The 17897-nt window shown below is 62.5% G+C and carries 13 protein-coding genes and 2 pseudogenes; 7 read left to right on the forward strand and 8 right to left on the reverse strand.

Annotation, left to right across the window (positions count from 1 at the left end):
* Positions 1-28: 28 nt before the first annotated feature.
* On the reverse strand, positions 29-1012 hold the full coding sequence (locus J2S73_RS06815) for a zinc-dependent alcohol dehydrogenase family protein (protein ID WP_306884698.1): 984 nt from the start codon (positions 1010-1012) through the stop codon (positions 29-31).
* A 671-nt stretch (positions 1013-1683) separates the two neighbouring features.
* Here J2S73_RS06815 and J2S73_RS06820 point away from each other — a divergent pair.
* From J2S73_RS06820 to J2S73_RS06830, 3 genes are read left to right on the forward strand one after another with little or no spacing between them, the layout of a single operon-like run.
* The gene (locus J2S73_RS06820) at positions 1684-2451 is read left to right on the forward strand and encodes an amino acid ABC transporter substrate-binding protein (protein ID WP_306884700.1); all 768 of its coding nucleotides are present in this window, start codon (positions 1684-1686) and stop codon (positions 2449-2451) included.
* A gap of 3 nt (positions 2452-2454) precedes the next feature.
* Positions 2455-3129, forward strand: coding sequence for an amino acid ABC transporter permease (locus tag J2S73_RS06825; protein WP_306884701.1), 675 nt, complete (start codon positions 2455-2457; stop codon positions 3127-3129).
* A complete protein-coding gene (locus J2S73_RS06830) occupies positions 3126-3875 on the forward strand; it encodes an amino acid ABC transporter ATP-binding protein (protein WP_306884702.1) in 750 nt (249 codons plus the stop codon). Before J2S73_RS06825 ends, J2S73_RS06830 begins: the two co-directional genes overlap by 4 nt.
* Before the next feature lie 528 nt (positions 3876-4403).
* Here the strand turns inward: J2S73_RS06830 and J2S73_RS06835 are convergent.
* The 3 genes from J2S73_RS06835 to J2S73_RS06845 form a co-directional block, all read right to left on the reverse strand.
* Positions 4404-5657: a DUF5996 family protein gene (locus J2S73_RS06835; protein WP_306884704.1), complete on the reverse strand. Its 1254-nt coding sequence runs from the start codon at positions 5655-5657 to the stop codon at positions 4404-4406.
* 179 nt (positions 5658-5836) lie between these two features.
* Positions 5837-6772 carry a pirin family protein gene (locus J2S73_RS06840; protein ID WP_306884705.1) on the reverse strand — a complete coding sequence of 312 codons (936 nt, stop codon included), beginning with the start codon at positions 6770-6772 and terminating at the stop codon, positions 5837-5839.
* A gap of 213 nt (positions 6773-6985) precedes the next feature.
* Complete coding sequence (locus J2S73_RS06845) at positions 6986-7879, reverse strand: LysR family transcriptional regulator (protein ID WP_306884706.1); 894 nt, start codon at positions 7877-7879, stop codon at positions 6986-6988.
* Positions 7880-8024: 145 nt separating this feature from the next.
* On the opposite strand from J2S73_RS06845, the pseudogene J2S73_RS06850 reads away from it, so the two are divergent.
* Positions 8025-8571: pseudogene (locus tag J2S73_RS06850) on the forward strand (isochorismatase family protein); the annotation flags it as partial.
* 26 nt (positions 8572-8597) lie between these two features.
* Here J2S73_RS06850 and J2S73_RS06855 read toward each other — a convergent pair.
* The 3 genes and pseudogenes from J2S73_RS06855 to J2S73_RS06865 all read right to left on the reverse strand — a co-directional run bounded on the left by J2S73_RS06855 (position 8598) and on the right by J2S73_RS06865 (position 12231).
* On the reverse strand, positions 8598-10376 hold the full coding sequence (locus J2S73_RS06855; RefSeq protein WP_306884707.1) for a monovalent cation:proton antiporter-2 (CPA2) family protein: 1779 nt from the start codon (positions 10374-10376) through the stop codon (positions 8598-8600).
* Positions 10377-10512: 136 nt separating this feature from the next.
* Positions 10513-10719: pseudogene (locus J2S73_RS06860) on the reverse strand (pirin family protein); the annotation flags it as partial.
* Positions 10720-10767: 48 nt separating this feature from the next.
* The gene (locus tag J2S73_RS06865; protein ID WP_306884956.1) at positions 10768-12231 is read right to left on the reverse strand and encodes a catalase; all 1464 of its coding nucleotides are present in this window, start codon (positions 12229-12231) and stop codon (positions 10768-10770) included.
* A 1098-nt stretch (positions 12232-13329) separates the two neighbouring features.
* Here J2S73_RS06865 and J2S73_RS06870 point away from each other — a divergent pair.
* The 3 genes from J2S73_RS06870 to J2S73_RS06880 all read left to right on the forward strand — a co-directional run bounded on the left by J2S73_RS06870 (position 13330) and on the right by J2S73_RS06880 (position 16123).
* Positions 13330-14280, forward strand: coding sequence for a helix-turn-helix domain-containing protein (locus J2S73_RS06870; RefSeq protein WP_306884708.1), 951 nt, complete (start codon positions 13330-13332; stop codon positions 14278-14280).
* 125 nt (positions 14281-14405) lie between these two features.
* Complete coding sequence (locus tag J2S73_RS06875; RefSeq protein WP_306884709.1) at positions 14406-15218, forward strand: AraC family transcriptional regulator; 813 nt, start codon at positions 14406-14408, stop codon at positions 15216-15218.
* On the forward strand, positions 15215-16123 hold the full coding sequence (locus J2S73_RS06880) for a helix-turn-helix domain-containing protein (protein ID WP_306884710.1): 909 nt from the start codon (positions 15215-15217) through the stop codon (positions 16121-16123). The genes J2S73_RS06875 and J2S73_RS06880 overlap by 4 nt, the downstream gene beginning before the upstream one ends.
* Positions 16124-16284: 161 nt before the next feature.
* Here J2S73_RS06880 and J2S73_RS06885 read toward each other — a convergent pair whose 3' ends face one another.
* A complete protein-coding gene (locus J2S73_RS06885) occupies positions 16285-17868 on the reverse strand; it encodes a VOC family protein (protein ID WP_306884711.1) in 1584 nt (527 codons plus the stop codon).
* Positions 17869-17897 lie beyond the last annotated feature (29 nt).

A 17897-nucleotide genomic window follows, 5' to 3' on the forward strand; every position in this document is an offset into this window, starting at 1 on the left:
GCCCCCGTAGACGCGGTTCATCGAGTGTTCAATCTCGACGGGATGTGGCTTCGTCGACGACGGCGATTCCGATCTTGCCGCGCACGCCGTTGCGCGGTCGCTCCAGTTCGGCGTGGGCGTCGGGGATGCCGGCGAGGGGATAGATCTTGCCGACGTGGGGCTTGAGCTGGCCACGGGCGACGAGAGCCGCAAGCTCATTGAGCTTTCCCCGGTTCTGGCGCGTGAAGACGAAATGATAGCTGGCGTTGCGACCCCAGGCCTCGATCAGGTTCTGCGGCTCAGAAGTGTCGACTATGGAGACGATCCGGCCGAGCTGAGCGAGCACATGCGGGCTGCGTCCGAGCGTTTCGCCTCCAATGGTGTCAAGGACGACGTCCACGCCCGCGCCGGCGGTCTCGCGGTTGACGGCGGCTACGTAGTCTTCGGTGCGATAGTCTATCACCACATCAGCGCCGAGGCCGCGAACGAAGTCGGCGTCGTAGCCCGAGGCCGTGGCCAGGACGAAGGCACCCGTTGCCTTAGCCGCCTGCACGGCAACGTGGCCCACGCCACCAGCCGCTCCGTGGACCAAAATGGATTCGCCAAGGCGCAGGCCCGCCCGCGTGAACAACGCCTCCCAGACCGTGCCGCCCACAAGGCTGAGGCAGGCCGCTTCCAGATGCGTGAGGCCGGCCGGCTTGAAGCCGACGATCGCCTCGCTCGCCACGTGGTACTCGGCATAGCTGCCGGGACCGCCGAAGATCTTCGGTGTGTACCAAACCGCGTCACCGGGTTTGAACGCTGTTACGCCTGAGCCGACGGCTTCGACAACGCCGGAGACATCGTGCCCGGTGATTGCAGGCAATGGTACCAGATCTGAGTAGTCACCACGCCGAACCTGATAATCGAGCGGGTTGATCGAGGTCGCGTGAATCCGGACCAACACCTCTCCTGCGCCGGCCACAGGGGTCTCGATTTCAGACAGGGCGAATGCATCAGGGCCACCGAATCGAGGAAGGCTGATCGCTTGCATTATCTTTGTCCAATCGCGGATGAACTGATGTCGCGCATTTGATTTTTTATTATATATCCAAAGCACGCGTATTAATGTTTATTTGATCATGGGTATAACATAGCTCTCGAAGAGAGATGAATATTCCAGGTTTGCTGAGGGAGTTTAGCATTTGCATCAAATGCACGCGGTGCAGAGGTTGCTTGGCTTGAACCGTTCTTGCTATTTATCTCGGCTTGATTTGACTGGAAGAGGTTGGGCGAACGGGGGGTGCGGTACATTGTTTCGGATTTCGTCTGCGCCGTCCGTTGGCCCCGCAGCGCCCAAAGATCAGGGCCTGCGGTGCCGGACCTCCTGGCCCACCTGTGCGGCCCTCGAAGAACGTCAGAAGCGCTGGAGCAGGGGAGCTTTCCGGACATCGTGCCAAGCAAGGCGTCCGACTCCCCTGCGTCGGATATAAAGCTGCTTTGATTGGCGGAACCGCATCAGGATTCTGACAGCCGCAGTCGAGGAACCTGTTTTGGGTCTGACCCTTGCCATGAACCATTTTCGAAGATCGGCGCCCAACAAAGCGGCTCATCCCGGTTCTGCCGCTGTGCAGGGACGCTGGGCCCTTATCTAACGGCACTCTTGCAGCCGCGCTCGTGGATCGACACTTCTCCATCTAACGCAGACACCTGGAAAGCTCCGCCATGACCAACATCCTTCGTGCCGCCATTCTGGCCGGAATCGTCGCCATCTCTGCGCCCGCGGTCGAGGCCGAGGAGGCCGTATTATCCGTCGGCATGTCCGGCGGCTACTTCCCCTTCACGTTCGTGCGTCAGGACGTGCTGCAAGGGTTCGAGGTCGACGTCATGAATGCGGTGGGCGAGGTGGCCGATCTCGAGATCCAGTTCGAAACCATGACTTTTTCGGGGCTGGTCGGTGCGCTGGATGCGGGCCGGATCGACACCATCGCCAATCAAATCACCATCACGCCAGAGCGGGAGGCCAAGTTCGCCTTTACCCAACCTTATGTGATCGACGGCGCCCAGGTGGTCACCCGCAGGGGCAATGACGCCATCGCCGGGGTCGACGATCTCCGCGGCAAGATCGTGGCCGTAAATCTCGGGTCGAACTTCGAGCAATTGCTGCGTGATCTGCCGTTTGCCGATGAGGTAGAGATCAGAACCTACGAGAGCAATATCGAGCAGGACACTGCGCTTGGCCGCGTCGATGCGTTCGTCATGGACCGGGTGTCCTCGGCCCAGGTGATCGAGCAAAGCCCGCTACCACTTCAACTGGCAGGCCCGCCCTTTTCGGAAATCCGAAATGCCCTGCCGTTCCGCGACGACAAAGAGGGCCGTGCCCTACGCGACAAGGTCGATGCCGCGCTTACCACCTTGCGCGAGAACGGCACCCTGTCCGAGATTTCTAAGAAGTGGTTCGGATCCGACATCACCAAGCCTTCGGCGGAATGACCCATGCCGGGGCTCGATATCGGCTACATGGTCGGGCTGGTGCCGGTGATCCTAGGCTATGTGCCGCTGACACTGGCTATGGCTTCGGCGGCAATGGTTTTCGCGCTGGTGCTGGCCTCGCTCCTCGCCGTCGAACGGGTGGCCCGCGTGCCGCTGTTGGATCGGCTGGTGGTGCTTTTCATCAGCTTCTTCCGCGGCACGCCGCTACTGGTCCAACTCTTCCTGTTCTACTACGGATTGCCGCAGGTGCTGCCCGTCCTGACTAGGATAGATGGGGTGACTGCGGCGATCCTGGGCCTGACCCTGCATTTCGCGGCCTATATGGCGGAATCGATCCGCGCGGCCATAGTCAGCGTCGACCGCAGTCAGATGGAAGCAGCCCAGTCTGTCGGCATGACTCAGCGGCAGGCAATGCAGCGAATAATACTGCCGCAAGCCGCCCGAGTGGCGGCGCCAACGCTGGTAAATTACTTCATCGATATGCTCAAGGCGACCTCGCTCGCCTTCACCCTCGGCGTCACCGAGATGATGGGCGCCGCCCAGAAAGAAGCCGCCGGCAGCTTCCTTTACTTCGAGGCATTCCTGGTGGTTGCAATGATATACTGGATAATGGTCGAGGTGCTCAGTAATGGCCAGAAAGCGTTGGAGACCTATCTCGACAGAGCATACGCCCGATGACATCGACGACAGCAACCTCTATCAAGGGGCTAATGAAGTCTTTCGGTGGTGCGCCGGTCCTTGACAGCATCGATCTCGACATTGCCGCGGGCGAACGGGTAGCGATCATCGGACCTTCTGGCACCGGGAAATCAACCTTCCTCCGCTGCATCAATTATCTCGACCGGCCGGATGCGGGCCAGATTTCCATTGGTGACCTGACGGTGGATGCCGCCCACGCGCGCAGGTCCGACATTCTTGGCCTGCGACGGCGCACGGGGTTCGTGTTCCAGAACTACGCGCTCTTCGCCAACAAGACCGCCGTCGAGAACATCATGGAGGCACTGGTGACGGTGCAGCGCCTGTCCAAGACGGAGGCCGCCATGCGCGCCCGCGCGGTGTTGGACGACATCGGCCTTGCCGACAAGGCCAACAGCTATCCGGCGTCGCTTTCCGGCGGACAGCAGCAGCGCGTCGGCATCGGTCGTGCCATGGCTCTGAACGCGGATCTGTTGCTGTTCGACGAACCGACCTCGGCGCTCGACCCGGAGCTGGTCGGCGAAGTCCTCGATCTGATGCGCCGGGTGGCGGAGCGCAGGCAGACGATCCTGATCGTCACCCATGAGATGCAATTCGCCCGCGAGATCGCGGATCGCATCGTCTTCATGCACGGCGGCAGGATTGTAGAGCAGGGCACACCGGCGCAAATATTCGACGCGCCGCAGGATCCGCGGCTCCGGCAATTTCTGGCTCGGATAGGCAATTGAACACTCTGGAGGGTGTGCGCTGCTGGTGATTTCGGTCCTGAAGGCGACGTACTTAGTCAAAACCATCGAACACGGTGGTCGGAGTCGCCGAAAACCAATTCATCTCGTAGCAAAGCCGCGACCTGGTTCCGTAGTCGTCTCGGCAAATTGTGGCTCGCTTGGGGAAATTTGGGGCACCCTATCAGGCCATTAAAGAACAGCTAGTGAAGGCTTCGGGGCTCAATTTTAGTAGTCTCGTCCAACGTTGGCCAGCTTTTCGGCTTGGTGGGAAAGCTTGCAACTGCGACCGAACAATGGCTAGTTCTCGAACTCTCCGGAGCAAGCCAGAAGCGGATCGTCCAGACTTCGGCTCTCAAAGAGCGCGTTTTGCGCATCTTCCGTCCGTCATTCCACAGTCGCATTTCCATTGAGGCTGGATCATAGGCAAAGTGTCCCAGGGGCTTTCTCCGATTGGTCGAACGCGACCATCAAGCAATTTGATCTGGGAGCACCACGGAACTCTGAGTCTCCCGCAGCAAGACGCGCTCCTTATCTCTGTCGCAGGACGTCCTGCCACTCCGGATGCCTCTCAATCTGGGCCTTGGCGAAGGGGCAGAGGGGAACGATGCCGATGCCTTCGCTCCGGGCGTCCTCGACCGCCTGACGGACCATGCGCTCACCGACCTTGCGGCCGCGCAGGGCGGCAGGGACTTCTGTGTGGTCGATGATGATCAGTCCCTTGCCGACCCGGCTATAGGTCATTTCGGCCTCGTGCCCGTCGACCACCATCCGGTAGCGGCCCTTCGACGGGCCATCCTCGCGTTCGACGGACCCTTCGGCGCTCGACGCTGTGCGCGGGGCCTGGCCAGCACTTGACGTCCGCACTTGCCTCGGTCGGCCGGGCACGCACTCCAAGAGATCGCGGTCCCATCCTCCCAGGTCTGCGGCGGCCTCATAGGTGGAGACGAGGAAATCCATCAGTGCGGCGTCGGGGTCGGCCGCCGATTGCACGGCCTCGTAGGGTAGGACGAATTCGGACATGCCCTCGTGCCAGAAGGCAGCATCGGGCCGGACAGACGCGGCCCGGAAGCCACCAGGCGTGGGATAGGCGTAGGCGTAGAAGGCGGGATAATCGATGCCTCCGCCACCCGGCCAGAATCCTGCCGAGGACACCTCGCGGTCATAGGCCTCCTGCGCGACGTCATCCGGCAAGGCGGGAATGCCGGCCGGATGCAGGGGTGCGCGCTGCCCCGAGAAGCGGGTGATGGCGAGGTCGAAGCTGCCCCAGAATAGGTGGACGGGGCTGGACTTGCCGAGAAAGGACGTCCGGAAGGTGGTGAAGACGCGGTCGATCGCCATCAGCGCCTGATGAAACCGTCGAACGGCGTCGGGGTCGTAGGGACGGTCGCGATGATCCTCGTCGAACGGCACGGGATCCGGCACTTCGTTTGGTTTCCGGTTGAAGGTCGCCGTCCCGCCGAGGTCGGAGACGAGCCGGACGAAATCCGCATGGAATGCTGCAACCGTCGTCGGTCCGAGCGCGAAGGACGCTTCCCGCCCCTCGCCGTTGGTCCCTCTGACCCGGTGATCGTGAAAGTCGAACAGGATCTCGATGCCGGGACCGTCCGGGATGGGAGAGGACCACAAGCCGCGCGGCGTGACATAGAAGGTCGCGTGCCAGGAATGGTTGATCCAGGGCGTGTGCGCCAGCCGATACTTGCCGGCAACCTGCAGATAGAGATGCAGCGCGGAACACGTTTCCCGCCAGCCGAGATAGTCGAGGTGAGGCCAGGTCTTGCTCATTCGGCATCCTCCTGCCGGCCTGCACCCGGCACACGTCGGTTTCGTCTCGTCTAGACCCGCCCAGCTTTTCCCGAACTCGGTGAACAGGTCCAACTCTTCGTTTTGACGCATTTCCGGGCGGCCAACCGGTTTCCACTTGGCCTGTAAATGCTCCAGGGCGACCGGGAGCGATTGCCCGATCAGTCGGGAAGGGGAATGTGCTCGTCGCGGTCGTCCATCGGAAGGTCGAACCGGCCCTTGCCCCAGTTCTGCGTTCGCCACTCGGCCTTGGCTTCCTCGATCCGCTCGCGGGAGGATGCGACGAAATTCCACCAGATATAGCGTGGCCCGTTGAGCGTTGCGCCGCCGAGGATCATCAGTCGCGCGCCGCCTTCTCCGGCTGCGACCGTGATACGATCACCCGGACGGAACACCATCATACGCCCGGCTTCGAAAGTTTGGCCGGCAATCGAGATCGAGCCGTCGACGACGTAGATACCGCGATCCTCGTGATCGTCCGGCATCGGCAGCTGGCGTCCCGGGTCGAGCTTCACGTCGGCGTAGAACGTCTCGGAGGGCATCGCCGCCGGGGCCGACTTGCCATAGGCCGTTCCCAGGATGAGCCGGACCGAGACGCCGTCGTCCTCGATCATCGGCAGCGTCTCCTTGCCGAAATGCTCGAACGACGGATCGATGTCCTCATGACTGTCGGGCAAGGCCAGCCAGGTCTGGATCCCAAACAGGCTGTTTGGGCCGCTCCGCGCCGCCGTGGGCGTGCGCTCGGAATGGGTGACGCCGCGTCCGGCCACCATCCAGTTCAGCGCGCCGGGACGGATGATCTGGTCGGCTCCGGTGCTGTCGCGGTGATGGAAATCGCCGCGAAACAGGTAGGTGACGGTGCCCAGACCGATATGCGGGTGGGGCCGGACATCCACGCCCTGTCCGGTCAGAAACTCGGCCGGTCCCGCCTGGTCGAAGAAGATGAACGGCCCGACCATCTGGCGCTTCGGGGCCGGCAGCGCGCGCCGCACCTCGAAACCGCCGAGGTCGCGGCTGCGGGGAACGATCAGGGTTTCGATGGAATCGAGTCCCACGTCATCGGGGCAGCCGGGTTCAAGCGTCGGATTCCAGCTCATGCACGTCTTTCTCTCTCAGGGCTTTCCGCAGCAATGCCCCCGCCCACGCGACGACCGACACTGCACAACGGGCCCAGACTGGCGAGCTTTCCCCCGTTCCACTAGCCGCACGGAGCGCTCAGGCGTGTCGCGCGGCGGGGAACGCCCACAAGCATTCGCAATCCCGCCGGATGCCCGAGGCCACCCCCGCGCGGTCCCCCGACTGAGCAGACGTCAGCGATGGAGACCCCAGACTTCTGGGTGACGCTCGAAATGCTCGATCAGCATTTCGGCCAGAACCCGGACCTTCCGCGTCGGATACTGTCCTGGCGGGCGAACGACGTACACGCCTGCCGGCGGCGGGGGATAGCGCGTCATGACCGGAACGAGGGCGCCGGATGCCAGGTGTTCGTAGGTGAGACAGTCGGGAAGCCAGCCGATGCCGAGCCCGGCGACCGCCGCCGCCACGAGGGCCAGGCCGCTATCGGCCTTGAACCGGCCCTGAGGCTGGACCCTGACCACCTTGTCATTATCCATGAATTGCCAGGTTTCGGTGCCCTGCATGAGGGCCTCGTGGGCTGTGACCTCCTCCGGCGTCTCGGGTGCGCCGTAGGCCGCGATGTAGGCCGGGCTGGCGACAAGCTGTCCATAGCTAGGCCCGACCCGTCTAGCGACCAGATTGGAATCCGGCATCAGTCCGACGCGGATCCCGCAGTCGAAGCCCTCGGCGATGAGATCGACGTAGCGATCGCTGTAGGAGCTGTGAATCTGCAGCTTCGGGTAGCGGAGCGCCATCTCCGCGAGCACCGGCGCGAAATGTGTCGGGCCGAAGGAGAGCGGCACGGCGACGCGCAGGCGACCACGAAGATCTCCCGTCGGGCGCATGGTCTCCCTTGCCGTGTCGATCTCCGCGCCGATCCGCGCCGCGTGTTCGCGGAACGTGACCCCCGCCTCGGTGAGAGCGGCCCCCCGCGTCGTCCGGGCCAGAAGCTGGACGCCCAGTTCCGCCTCGAGGCGGAAGAGCCGCCGGCTGACGATCGACTTGGAAACCCCTAGACGGCGTGCCGCCGCCGAAACGCCGCCGGTATCGGCCACAGCAACGAAGGTCTCGAGATCCTCGATATCCACCAGGCGTTCCCTTTCTCGCGACACGCCTTGCCGCGCGCCCGCCCTATCGGGCTGTCAAGCGGAACGGCAGATAGCAGCGGGACACCGACGCCGGGACGGGCCTCCCGGAAACATCAACGCTACCCGATGTGGCAGGAAAGTGTGCAGCCACGACCTCACCAGGGTGGCCAACAACTCGACGGCCTCGGTGAAAGCAGCCAAAATTGTCGGTGTTCCTACCATCCTGACGAGCGTGATCGCCGATCGAGGCCGCCGGATATTTCCACAGATAGCCGATGTCTTTCCGGGCCAGGAAGTGATCGACCGGACGTTCATCAATACCGGGGAGGACCGAAAGGTCGTCGAGGCCGTGAAAGCGACCGGCCGCAAACAGCTCATCATTCCAGGCTTGTGGACCGAGGTCTGCGTTGCCATGCCGGCGATCCAGGCGCTCGGGGGAGGCTGGGACGTGACGGTCGTAACCGATGCCTCCGGTGGAACGTCGCTCAAATCCCACGAAGTCTCGATCCAGCGCATGATCGGAGCCGGCGCCATGGCTGGCTGTCGCCTCCGAATGGCAGCGCGACTGGGCTCGCACCAAGCACGCCGCGGACCTGGCAGAACTGCTCGTGCGGCATGCCGGTGGCAGCGGCATCGCCTTCCTGTGGGAGCAGCAACTCCTGAACACGCCGGTACCCGCCGTCGCGGGCTGAGCCGGCTGGGATGGCGCAATTCTGAATCACGACCCTCCGTTTGCTACTGGTTGAACGGGTGTCAGAGGCTCGGGAAAGGGTGCCGTCAACATCTTGTCCCGTCCGGACATGATATCGCCCTGCACTTGCTCGTTCAGACGCTGCGCGTCGCGTTGACGGATATCGTCCAGTGCCTCGGTCACCGCGGCCTCATCCCAGCCGAGGCGGCGCAGCCCCTCCGCCCCCATCAGCAAGGCCGATTCAATTGTCTCGCGGATTTCGAAGTCCACGCCCGCGCGGATCAGGTCTATGGAATGGCCTCGATCATAGCTGCGTGCCAGCACGACCGCGTTCGGGAATTCACCTTGGACCCGATCAACAATGGTGCTGACGGCGCGTCGGTCATCGACACAAACCAGGATTACCTGCGCCTTCTCCGCACCCGAGGTCCGTAGAATATCCAGCCGCGTGCCATCCCCGAAATAGACTTTGAAACCGAAGCGTGCAGCCTCGCGAATACGATCGGGGTTGTTGTCGATCACCGAAACCTGCGCACCCCGCGCCAGCAGCATTTGCAGAGCGATCTGACCGAACCGCCCGAAGCCGATCACAAGGACCTGTCCGCGTAGCTTGTTTGCCGGCTCCACACCATCCAGTGCATCACCGGCGTCACGCAACAACCTGTCGGCGGCGATCATGATCAGCGGCGTGATTGCCATCGACAGGATCACGACGGTCGAGAAGATGGCATTTTCCCGCGCGTCGATGACCTCGCCTGCCACCGCGGCCGTATAGAGGACGAAGGCAAATTCACCCCCTTGCGCAAACATGACAGTGCGGCGCAACGCGGGCAGATTGGCACCGCCAAAGGCCCGCGCCGTGGCATAGATGGCAACAGCCTTGACCAGCACATAGACCGCCAGCATGGCGAGCAGCAGTGGCCATTCCGCAGCCACGACGGCAAGGTTCAACGACATGCCGACTGCCAGGAAGAAAAGCCCCATCAACAGGCCCTTGAACGGCTCGATGTCGCTTTCGATCTGGTGACGATAGCTGGAGCCGGAAAGCAGGACGCCGGCCAGGAACGCGCCCATCGCCATCGACAGGCCCACCGCCTCCATCAGGAGAGCCGCCCCCAGCACCACGAGCAGGGCCCCGGCGCTAAGCACCTCGCGGGCACGGGCGCGCGCCAGGAGGGCAAAGAACGGCCCAAGCAGCCAACGCCCCGCCACGAGCAGCAGCAAAAGCCCGCCGAGCGCAAGTGCCGCTGCCTCCAGTCCGCCCTCGCCCTGTCCGACGGGCGACAGAAACGCCACAACCGCCAGCAGGGGCACAATCATCAGATCCTCAAACAGAAGGATCGAGACGGATTTCTGGCCCTCGAGGCTGGAAACTTCGCCGCGTTCCTGCAAAGTCGACATGATCACTGCCGTTGATGACAGCACGAATCCGGCCCCGGCGATGAAGGCCGTGACCAGTGGAAACGTGAAGACCACCACGCCCGCAAGCGACAGCAACGCAGTGGCAAGGCTCACCTGGGCCAGGCCAAGGCCGAATATCTGACCACGCAGGGCCCAGAGCTTTTGCGGTCGCAACTCCAGCCCGATGATGAACAGGAACATCACCACGCCCAGCTCTGCGAAATGCAGGATCGTGTCAGGGTCCGTGTAGATCCCCAGCACCGATGGACCGACCAGCGCCCCGGCGGCGAAGTACCCCAGCACCGACCCGAGCCCCAGGCGCCGGAACAGCGGCACGGCAATTACTGCTGCTCCCAGCAGCACGACCACCGGGCCAATGGTCGGCCCCAATCCTTCTACCGCCATCGGCTAAATTCCTTTCAAATGGCAACGGCGGCGCGCGGACGCGCCGGGTGTCGCTTGAGCTTTGGTGCCAGAGCGCAAGGTGCGCTCCACCGAATGTCAGGGCTTCGACTGCAACACGTCGTGCCATTCCGTCGCCGGATCGGCTGTCCGTTCCGAATGCGCCACGCCCCGCAACCATCCAGTTCAGAGCGCCAAGGCTGATGACCAGATCGGCGCCGGTGCTGTCATGGTGATGGCATCCGCCGCCACAAAGACAAGTCACGGTACCGAACCCGATATGCGGATTCGGCCGGACATCGATGCCCGCGCAGGTCAGCAGTTCGGCCAATCCAGCCTGGTCGAAAGTGCTGGGTTCCAACCCATTCTTGGCATCCATCCCTGTCAGGGCACATCAGAATTGCGGGTCCAGCGCATCCAGCGCCGAACATACGCCGTCGCCGTAGTCCGGGTGGACATGGCTGAAAAGCCGGATTTGCCGTTCGGCAATACCGTCGGGAACTCCACGCATTGCGTCTGCGATGTTGGCGTACAGCCGGTTCCTTTGCCCATCGTCGAACAGCAGGAAGAGCGCGCGCGGCTGGCTGAAGTCATCGTTGCCGTCCCGATGGTCGAACCGGGCAGCTGGACCCTGCAGGTCGAGAGGAGGTTCGCTGAACGCGCTGTCCTGCCGGGGACCGCCAAAGCTGTTCGGCTCGTAATAAGCATCGGGACTGGACGCGTTGTCGAAGAAGCGCATGGCACCATCCTTGTGATAATGATGCACCGGGCATTGTGGCCTGTTGACCGGCAGCGCTTCGTAGTGGGTCCCAAGTCGATAGCGATGTGCATCCGCATAGGCGAAGATCCTGCCCTGAAGCATCCTGTCCGGTGAGTGGCCGATGCCGCGGACCACGTTTGACGGGCTGAAGGCCAGGAGCTCGACCTCGGCGAAGTAGTTGTCGGGATTGCGGTTGAGTTCGAATACGCCGATCTCGATCAACGGAAAGTCCGCATGAGGCCAGACCTTCGTAAGGTCGAACGGGTTGAATGGGAGCGCGTTTGCCTCGGCCTCCGTCATGACCTGGATCTTCACGGTCCATTGGGGAAACTCCCCAGCCTCGATCGCTCCGAAAAGCGCTTCCTGGTAGCCCTCGCGCGTTTCTCCGATCACCTTTTCCGCCTCGGCGTTCGTGTAGTGGCGATGCCCTTGCCGGGTCTTGAAGTGGAACTTCACCCAGACCCGCTCGCCGTTCTCGTTCCACAGGCTGTAGGTGTGACTGCCGTAGCCGTTCATGTGCATCGGGCTGATGGGCAAGCCGCGGTCGGAGAAGAGCATCGTCACTTGATGCAGGCTCTCAGGTGACAGCGACCAGAAATCCCACATGGCCGTCGGCGACCGCAGGTTGGTCCGCGGATGGCGTTTCTGCGTGTGAATGAAATCAGGGAACTTGAGCGGATCGCGAACGAAGAACACTGGCGTGTTGTTGCCGACCAGATCCCAGTTGCCTTCCTCCGTGTAGAACTTGAGGGCGAAGCCGCGCACGTCCCGTTCATGGTCGGCCGCGCCCGTCTCCCCGGCCACGGTAGAAAAGCGCGCAATCATCGGCGTCTCGGTGCCGGGTTGAAGCACACTGGCGCAGGTCAGATGCGAAATGTCGCCTGTGACCCTGAGTGATCCATGCGCGCCCCACCCCTTGGCGTGGACAACGCGCTCGGGAATCCGTTCGCGGTTCTGATGTGCCAGTTTCTCGATGAGTTGCCAGTCCTGGATCAGGACCGGGCCACGATCGCCGGCGGAGAGACTATTCTGGTTGTCAGCAACCGGCGCGCCGGCGGTGGTTGTGAGGCGTGGTGCCGAAGTGTCTTGGGGATGCATCATCAATCCTGTTCGTTCGAGCCACGCCGTATTCCGGCTTCTTGCGCGTGCCATCGCCTGATCGTGCTGGCACGCTGAAGGCTCGGTACAGAGCTGAGCATTGATTAGAATTCTAGCGAACGGATCGAGGGTCTATGTCGCCGAGCCTGCTGCAAAGATGCCGATCTTGCGATTTGGTTCCGAGGCCGGTCGGCCACAAACTGCATCCTTTGCGCTGCCCAATTGACAGTGCCCGGCCTGCGCCCGGGGGCGGCTTGTGCCAGGCCCTGAAGCAGCGGGCTCTGATATCAGCGCAAGAGTGGATGCGCAGAACCGTCCACGTAGGTCGACGTATGCTCGGGCATCTGCTTGCAGAGATTCCCGATTGGTCGAAGCCGACAGCGCGATCTCGTTGCTGACGATCGCCTGCTACACGAAATTGTGCTTTGAGGCCCATCTTTGGTCGATAGCGGCCCTCCGACGCCCAAGCAGGCGACCACGCGCTAAAGGTTTATCCCCACATAGCCAATTCTTGCCCACTCCTCGAACAATGCCCTGAGCAATCTTACCGTCAGGTCAGAGCGATTGACCGCCGCTCGGCTCGGCTTCTGCTTTTTTCTACAGATCGGCAATCTTGAGTTACATCCATCTCCTTTCTATAATGGCTGGAATAACATCCTTAAAATTATCCCGTGTGAGGAAGTCGTCGCGAGGAGGCTTAGCCGCCTCACAGGAGATGCGATATGGGATTACACGCGCATACTTCTTCCTCGCAACGGCATTGCGATGGGCCACCGGGGTCCTGTGTGCGAACACTGAATTCACCAGGCAGAGCCGCCGACCGCTTCGAAGTTGCGCGTCCGGCCGGGGATACACTGTGCACAGAACTGCCGACCATTGTCGTTGGTCGAGACTTGATCGACGGTGGCCGTCTACACCACGACCGCGATCATGGAGGCGCGGTAATCGCCCTGAAAGTCGGGCATTCGTCGAACCAAGTGCTTGCCAGGGTGTTCGCCAAACACATGCGCGCCACGCCGTCCGAATTTTGGCGAGCGATGTGCGAATTTGTTTCCCATCGAACAATTTTCACGCGCATCCCACTCTGCAGGGACGCCGATGACCGTGCATGACCATACTTCATTCGCCCAGTGGCACAGCAAGGGCCGACACGCGTCTTACGTGCGGGCCAGGAAATCATCCGGTGGCGTCCTGGATCTGCTGGAGGTGTTGCGACCGGCCGGGGACATGTCCCGCCCGGCCTTGCCGGACATTGTCCTGATAGAGGACATGCTGGGCTGCAAGCGAGTTGTGGCGGACTTGGGGGGAGGTCGCTTCGATGTGGCGACCAGAAAGGGCACACTCGCCCTCGCTGCGCCGAACTTCGCGACCACAGTGGTCAATGATGAGCGCCACCGGCTTCGCAGCTTGGCCTTCCCTCTGGCGCAGTGGGAAAGCGTGCTTGACGAGGCGGCCGGCGGCAAATTCTCGTTCGACACGTCCTTCGTCTTCGGCCGATTGTCCGACTCGCCGGTTATCCGGTCGGCGCTGCGGAACCTTTGGGCGCTCAGCGATGACGAAGGGGCGCCGTCGCGACTACTGGCGCGAGCGGCAGGCTGCGAGATCCTGGCCGAACTGTGTCGCCTGGGCGGCGCGCCGTTCACACCGGTCAAGGGCGGCCTTGCCACTTGGGTCGAGCGGCGCGCTCTGGAGCTGATGCAAGCGCGGCTTGCTGAAGACATCAGCCTAGACGAACTGGCTGCCGAGGCCGGGCTGTCGCCTTTCCATTTTGCGCGCATGTTCAAGCAGAGCGTGGGCGTGCCGCCGCGGGTCTACCTGACGCGTTTGCGGGTGGAGAAAGCCTGCGACCTCCTCGAACATTCTGACCTTCCGATCACTGCGATCGCCCTGGAAGTCGGGTACTCGTCGAACCAGGTTCTTGCCCGGGTGTTCGCCAAGCACATGCGCGTCACGCGGTCCGACTATCGTCGCGCGGTGCGTGATCCGCGGCGCCAGATCTCGCTTCAAATGAGACGTGGAGCACCTTCAACGCCTGAGATTAGGCAGTGACCGTGCATGTCAATTCAGCTTCCGCCCGGTGGTACAGTGAAGGCCACTGCGGATATCACCTTCGCACGATTAAGTCCTCGGGTGGAATCCTCGATCTGCTTGAGATTGAGCGACCGGGAGGGAACATGTCTCGTGCAGGCCTGCCGGATCTCGTACTGGTCCAGGACATGCAAGGCGGTAGCCGTATCAGCGGCAACCTGGGAGGAGGGAGCTTCGACGTGATGAGTGAAAACGGCGCACTGTTTCTGGGTGCGCCGAACTTCGCCCTTACCTCCAACGCCGACATCGGCCATCGGATGCGTGCCGTGGCATTTCCTGTGGCGCAGTGGCACAAGATGCTGGACGAAGCCGTCGACGGCCCGTTTTCTTTCGACCTTGCCCGTGTCTATGACGGGATGTTCGACTCGCCTGAGATCCGGTCGGCGCTGGGGACTTTATGGGCTCTTATCAAGGAGGAGGGTACACCGTCGCGATTGCTGGCGCGCGCGGCAGGCTGTGAGATTCTGGCCGAACTCTGCCGGTTGGGCGGGGCACCGTTAACGCCGTCAAAAGGGGGGCTTGCCCCCTGGGCCGAGCGGCGCTGTCTCGAACTGATACGTGCGCGGCTCACGGAAGACATCAGTCTCGATGAACTGGCGGCCGAGGCGCGCCTCTCGCCCTACCATTTCGCCCGCATGTTCAAGAAGAGCCTTGGCTTGCCACCCCGGCTCTACCTGACGCGACTGCGCGTGGAGAAAGCCTGCGAACTCCTCGAACATTCGAACCATCCAATCACGGAAATAGCCCTGGAAGTTGGGTACTCGTCGAACCAGGTTCTTGCCCGTGTATTCGCCAAGCACATCGGCGTCACGCCATCCGAATTTCGCCGCGCGGTGCGCGATCCGGCTCGCCCATCAAGCTCTTTTTCAGCGCGTCCCACTCCGGTGAGACAGCCATGACTGTCCATACCAGTTCCTCAGTCGCGCAGTTGCATAGCAAATGCCGACATGAGTCCTACTTGCACGCGATAAAATCCCCGGGCGGGGTCCTTGATATGCTTGAGGTGGCGCAACCCGCCGGGGATATGACGCGCCCATCCCTTCCAGATATTGTTCTATATGAGGACAGGCTTGGCAATGGTCGTGTAAGGTCAGACTTGGGAGGAGGGCGCTTTGATGTAATAAGCGAGAAGGGACTCCTCAATCTAGCTGCGCCGAACTTTGCCACCACGGCAATCATGGAGGCAAGCCATAAGGTGCGCAGTCTAGTGTTTCCCTTGGCGAAGTGGCAGGATCTCGTCAACGAAGCGGCCGATGGGCGGTTTTCCTTCGATACCTCATTGAACTATGGCCGAGTGTTCGATTCGCCGCCGATCCGGTCGGCGCTGCGGAGCCTTTGGGCGCTCTGCGAAGACGAAGGTGCGCCATCGCGTCTTTGGGTGCGGGCTGCAGGCTGCGAGATCCTGGCCGAACTCTGTCGCCTGGGCGGCGCGCCGTTCACACCGGTCAAGGGCGGCCTTGCCCCTTGGGTCGAGCGGCGCGCACTGGACCTGATGCGTGCGCGGCTCTCGGAAGACATCAGCCTCGACGAACTGGCTGCCGAGGCGCGGCTTTCACCCTACCACTTCGCCCGCATGTTCAAAAAGAGCTTCGGCGTGCCACCCCGGGTCTACCTGACGCGACTGCGTGTGGAGAAAGCCTGCGACCTCCTCGAACATTCGGACCTTTCCATCACGAAAATCGCCCTGGATGTCGGATACTCGTCGAACCAGGTGCTTGCCCGGGTGTTCGCAAAGCACATGCGCGTCACGCCATCCGACTATCGTCGCGCCGTTCGCGATCCGAAGCGATCTTTCGCGCCTTAGTGAAATTCGAGCGCGTGGGCAGACGGCCGGGTTCGCGGCACTGGAGCCGGCGGGCTCAAAGGGATGTGGTTCAGTCCCGGGCAATTATTCAACCTGCGCCAATCAGCGTGATGGCGCCGGCTTCGGATGGTGGCTCGCTGAAAGGCCTGTGTCAGGCCGTTCTATGTCGCCTTCGGGTCAGGCATCCCAACTGTCTCTCCGTCCGACAGATTTTGTCGGAGCCACTCTGCCGCCTCCGTGACATCGGCGCCGGACAACGCATGATTGGCCGAAAGCGTGCGGGCGTCGACATTCGCCCCGCGTGCGCGCAGGCCGTCTGCTGGCGATGACCCGGATCGGACGAAGCGGTCATCACGTCCATCGAGCAGCAGCACGCGCGTTCCCGCGAGATCCGCTGCCTCAGGTGGCTCCATCATCTGCATGCCGCGCATCAAGATCGCGTGGCGCACGACACCGGGACGCAACTGGATGACGGCAGCGAGCAGGTTTGCGCCATTGGAATAGCCAAGAAAGACAAGCCTCTGTCGGTCCAGCCCGTATGCGCTGATGGCGGCTTCGACGAAGGCTGCGAAGGCTTCCGCCTCGCCGCGGAGATCCGCCTGATCGACCGTCGTGGCGTCGATCCGGCGGAACCAGCGATTGGATCCGTCCTCGGTCGCCCGGCTGCGCACCCCTAGGAGCGTTGCGTGCGGTGCCATGCGGCGCGCGATCGGCATCAGGTCGGCTTCGTGCCCGCCGCTGCCATGCAGTAGCACCAAAGTCGTGCCATCTGGGTGCTCCGGCCGGTTGAACCGGTGGATGAAGGGGAGGTCGCGCGCGGGAAAGCGCTCTTCGCCAGGCAGAGCGAACTGCGGCAGCATTGCTCTGAGATCTTCCGCCCGGGCGGCATCCTGTGGCGGCAGGAACAAGGTCTGGCCCAGCTCCCCCTGCGCTTCGTCTACGGTCATTCCCGGCCCATCGGTCGCGAATTCCATGAGAATTCCGGCAGGATCACGAACATAGAGCGACAGGAAATACTTCCTGTCATGAACCTCGGTCGGTCCATGGCTTCTCAGCGACAACCGCATTGACCTTACCGCATCGGCATCCTGCGCGCGGAAAGCCATATGGTCCGGAACGCCGGCGCCCGGCACAGAGGGCACAAAGCCCGACACATCCCTCACGTCGACGACGTCTGTCTCGGACATCATGCGCTGTGTGAGGCCTTGGCGCTCTCCGTACCTGTAGCCGAAGCGGGTCACGAACTCTGCGGTTTCCACCGCCTTGTCGGTCAAGACGGTCACACCCCGCAGCCGGGTCGGTGCGCCCGCAAGCGGCGCTGGCGTCGGCATGTCGATACCCACCAGTTTCACGATCAGCCCGTCGGGATCTTTCAGCCGCAAAACCGGCTCGCCGAACTCGCGGAAGGGGCCCTCAATTGGGACATGAGCCGCAAGCGCTTTTGTCAGCCAGTCGCCGACGGAGGCCGGCGCAACCGCAAGCGCCACCTCCGAGACCTGTCCGATACCGGTACGGCCTCGGCCGGCGGCTTCCCACACAAGGAAGGTCAGCAGCGATCCGGGGCTGCCGATGCCGTCCCCGTAGAGCAGGTGCAGTTGTTCCGCATCCGCGTATCCGCCGGTCCGCTTAACGAGCTTGAGGCCCAGGAAACCGACGTAGAAGTCGACGTTGTCCTGCACGTTGGCGGTAATGCCGGTGACGTGGTGAAGGCCGGTTGCCGTTCCGTCCAGGGCAATCGCGGTCAATTGCCGGCCTCGCTGTCAAGGCCATTCCG

Origin of the sequence: Amorphus orientalis, from assembly GCF_030814015.1 — a bacterium.
GTDB lineage: Bacteria > Pseudomonadota > Alphaproteobacteria > Rhizobiales > Amorphaceae > Amorphus > Amorphus orientalis.

What these genes read in the sequence shown, in the direction of transcription:
- J2S73_RS06840 (WP_306884705.1), bottom strand. Translation starts at nt 6,772, where the DNA reads ATGAGCTGGAATCCGACGCTTGAACCCGGCTGCCCCGATGACGTGGGA.
- J2S73_RS06870 (WP_306884708.1), top strand. Translation starts at nt 13,330, where the DNA reads ATGACCGTGCATGACCATACTTCATTCGCCCAGTGGCACAGCAAGGGC.
- J2S73_RS06830 (WP_306884702.1), top strand. Translation starts at nt 3,126, where the DNA reads ATGACATCGACGACAGCAACCTCTATCAAGGGGCTAATGAAGTCTTTC.
- J2S73_RS06820 (WP_306884700.1), top strand. Translation starts at nt 1,684, where the DNA reads ATGACCAACATCCTTCGTGCCGCCATTCTGGCCGGAATCGTCGCCATC.
- J2S73_RS06875 (WP_306884709.1), top strand. Translation starts at nt 14,406, where the DNA reads ATGTCTCGTGCAGGCCTGCCGGATCTCGTACTGGTCCAGGACATGCAA.
- J2S73_RS06825 (WP_306884701.1), top strand. Translation starts at nt 2,455, where the DNA reads ATGCCGGGGCTCGATATCGGCTACATGGTCGGGCTGGTGCCGGTGATC.
- J2S73_RS06835 (WP_306884704.1), bottom strand. Translation starts at nt 5,657, where the DNA reads ATGAGCAAGACCTGGCCTCACCTCGACTATCTCGGCTGGCGGGAAACG.
- J2S73_RS06880 (WP_306884710.1), top strand. Translation starts at nt 15,215, where the DNA reads ATGACTGTCCATACCAGTTCCTCAGTCGCGCAGTTGCATAGCAAATGC.
- J2S73_RS06865 (WP_306884956.1), bottom strand. Translation starts at nt 12,231, where the DNA reads ATGCATCCCCAAGACACTTCGGCACCACGCCTCACAACCACCGCCGGC.
- J2S73_RS06815 (WP_306884698.1), bottom strand. Translation starts at nt 1,012, where the DNA reads ATGCAAGCGATCAGCCTTCCTCGATTCGGTGGCCCTGATGCATTCGCC.
- J2S73_RS06855 (WP_306884707.1), bottom strand. Translation starts at nt 10,376, where the DNA reads ATGGCGGTAGAAGGATTGGGGCCGACCATTGGCCCGGTGGTCGTGCTG.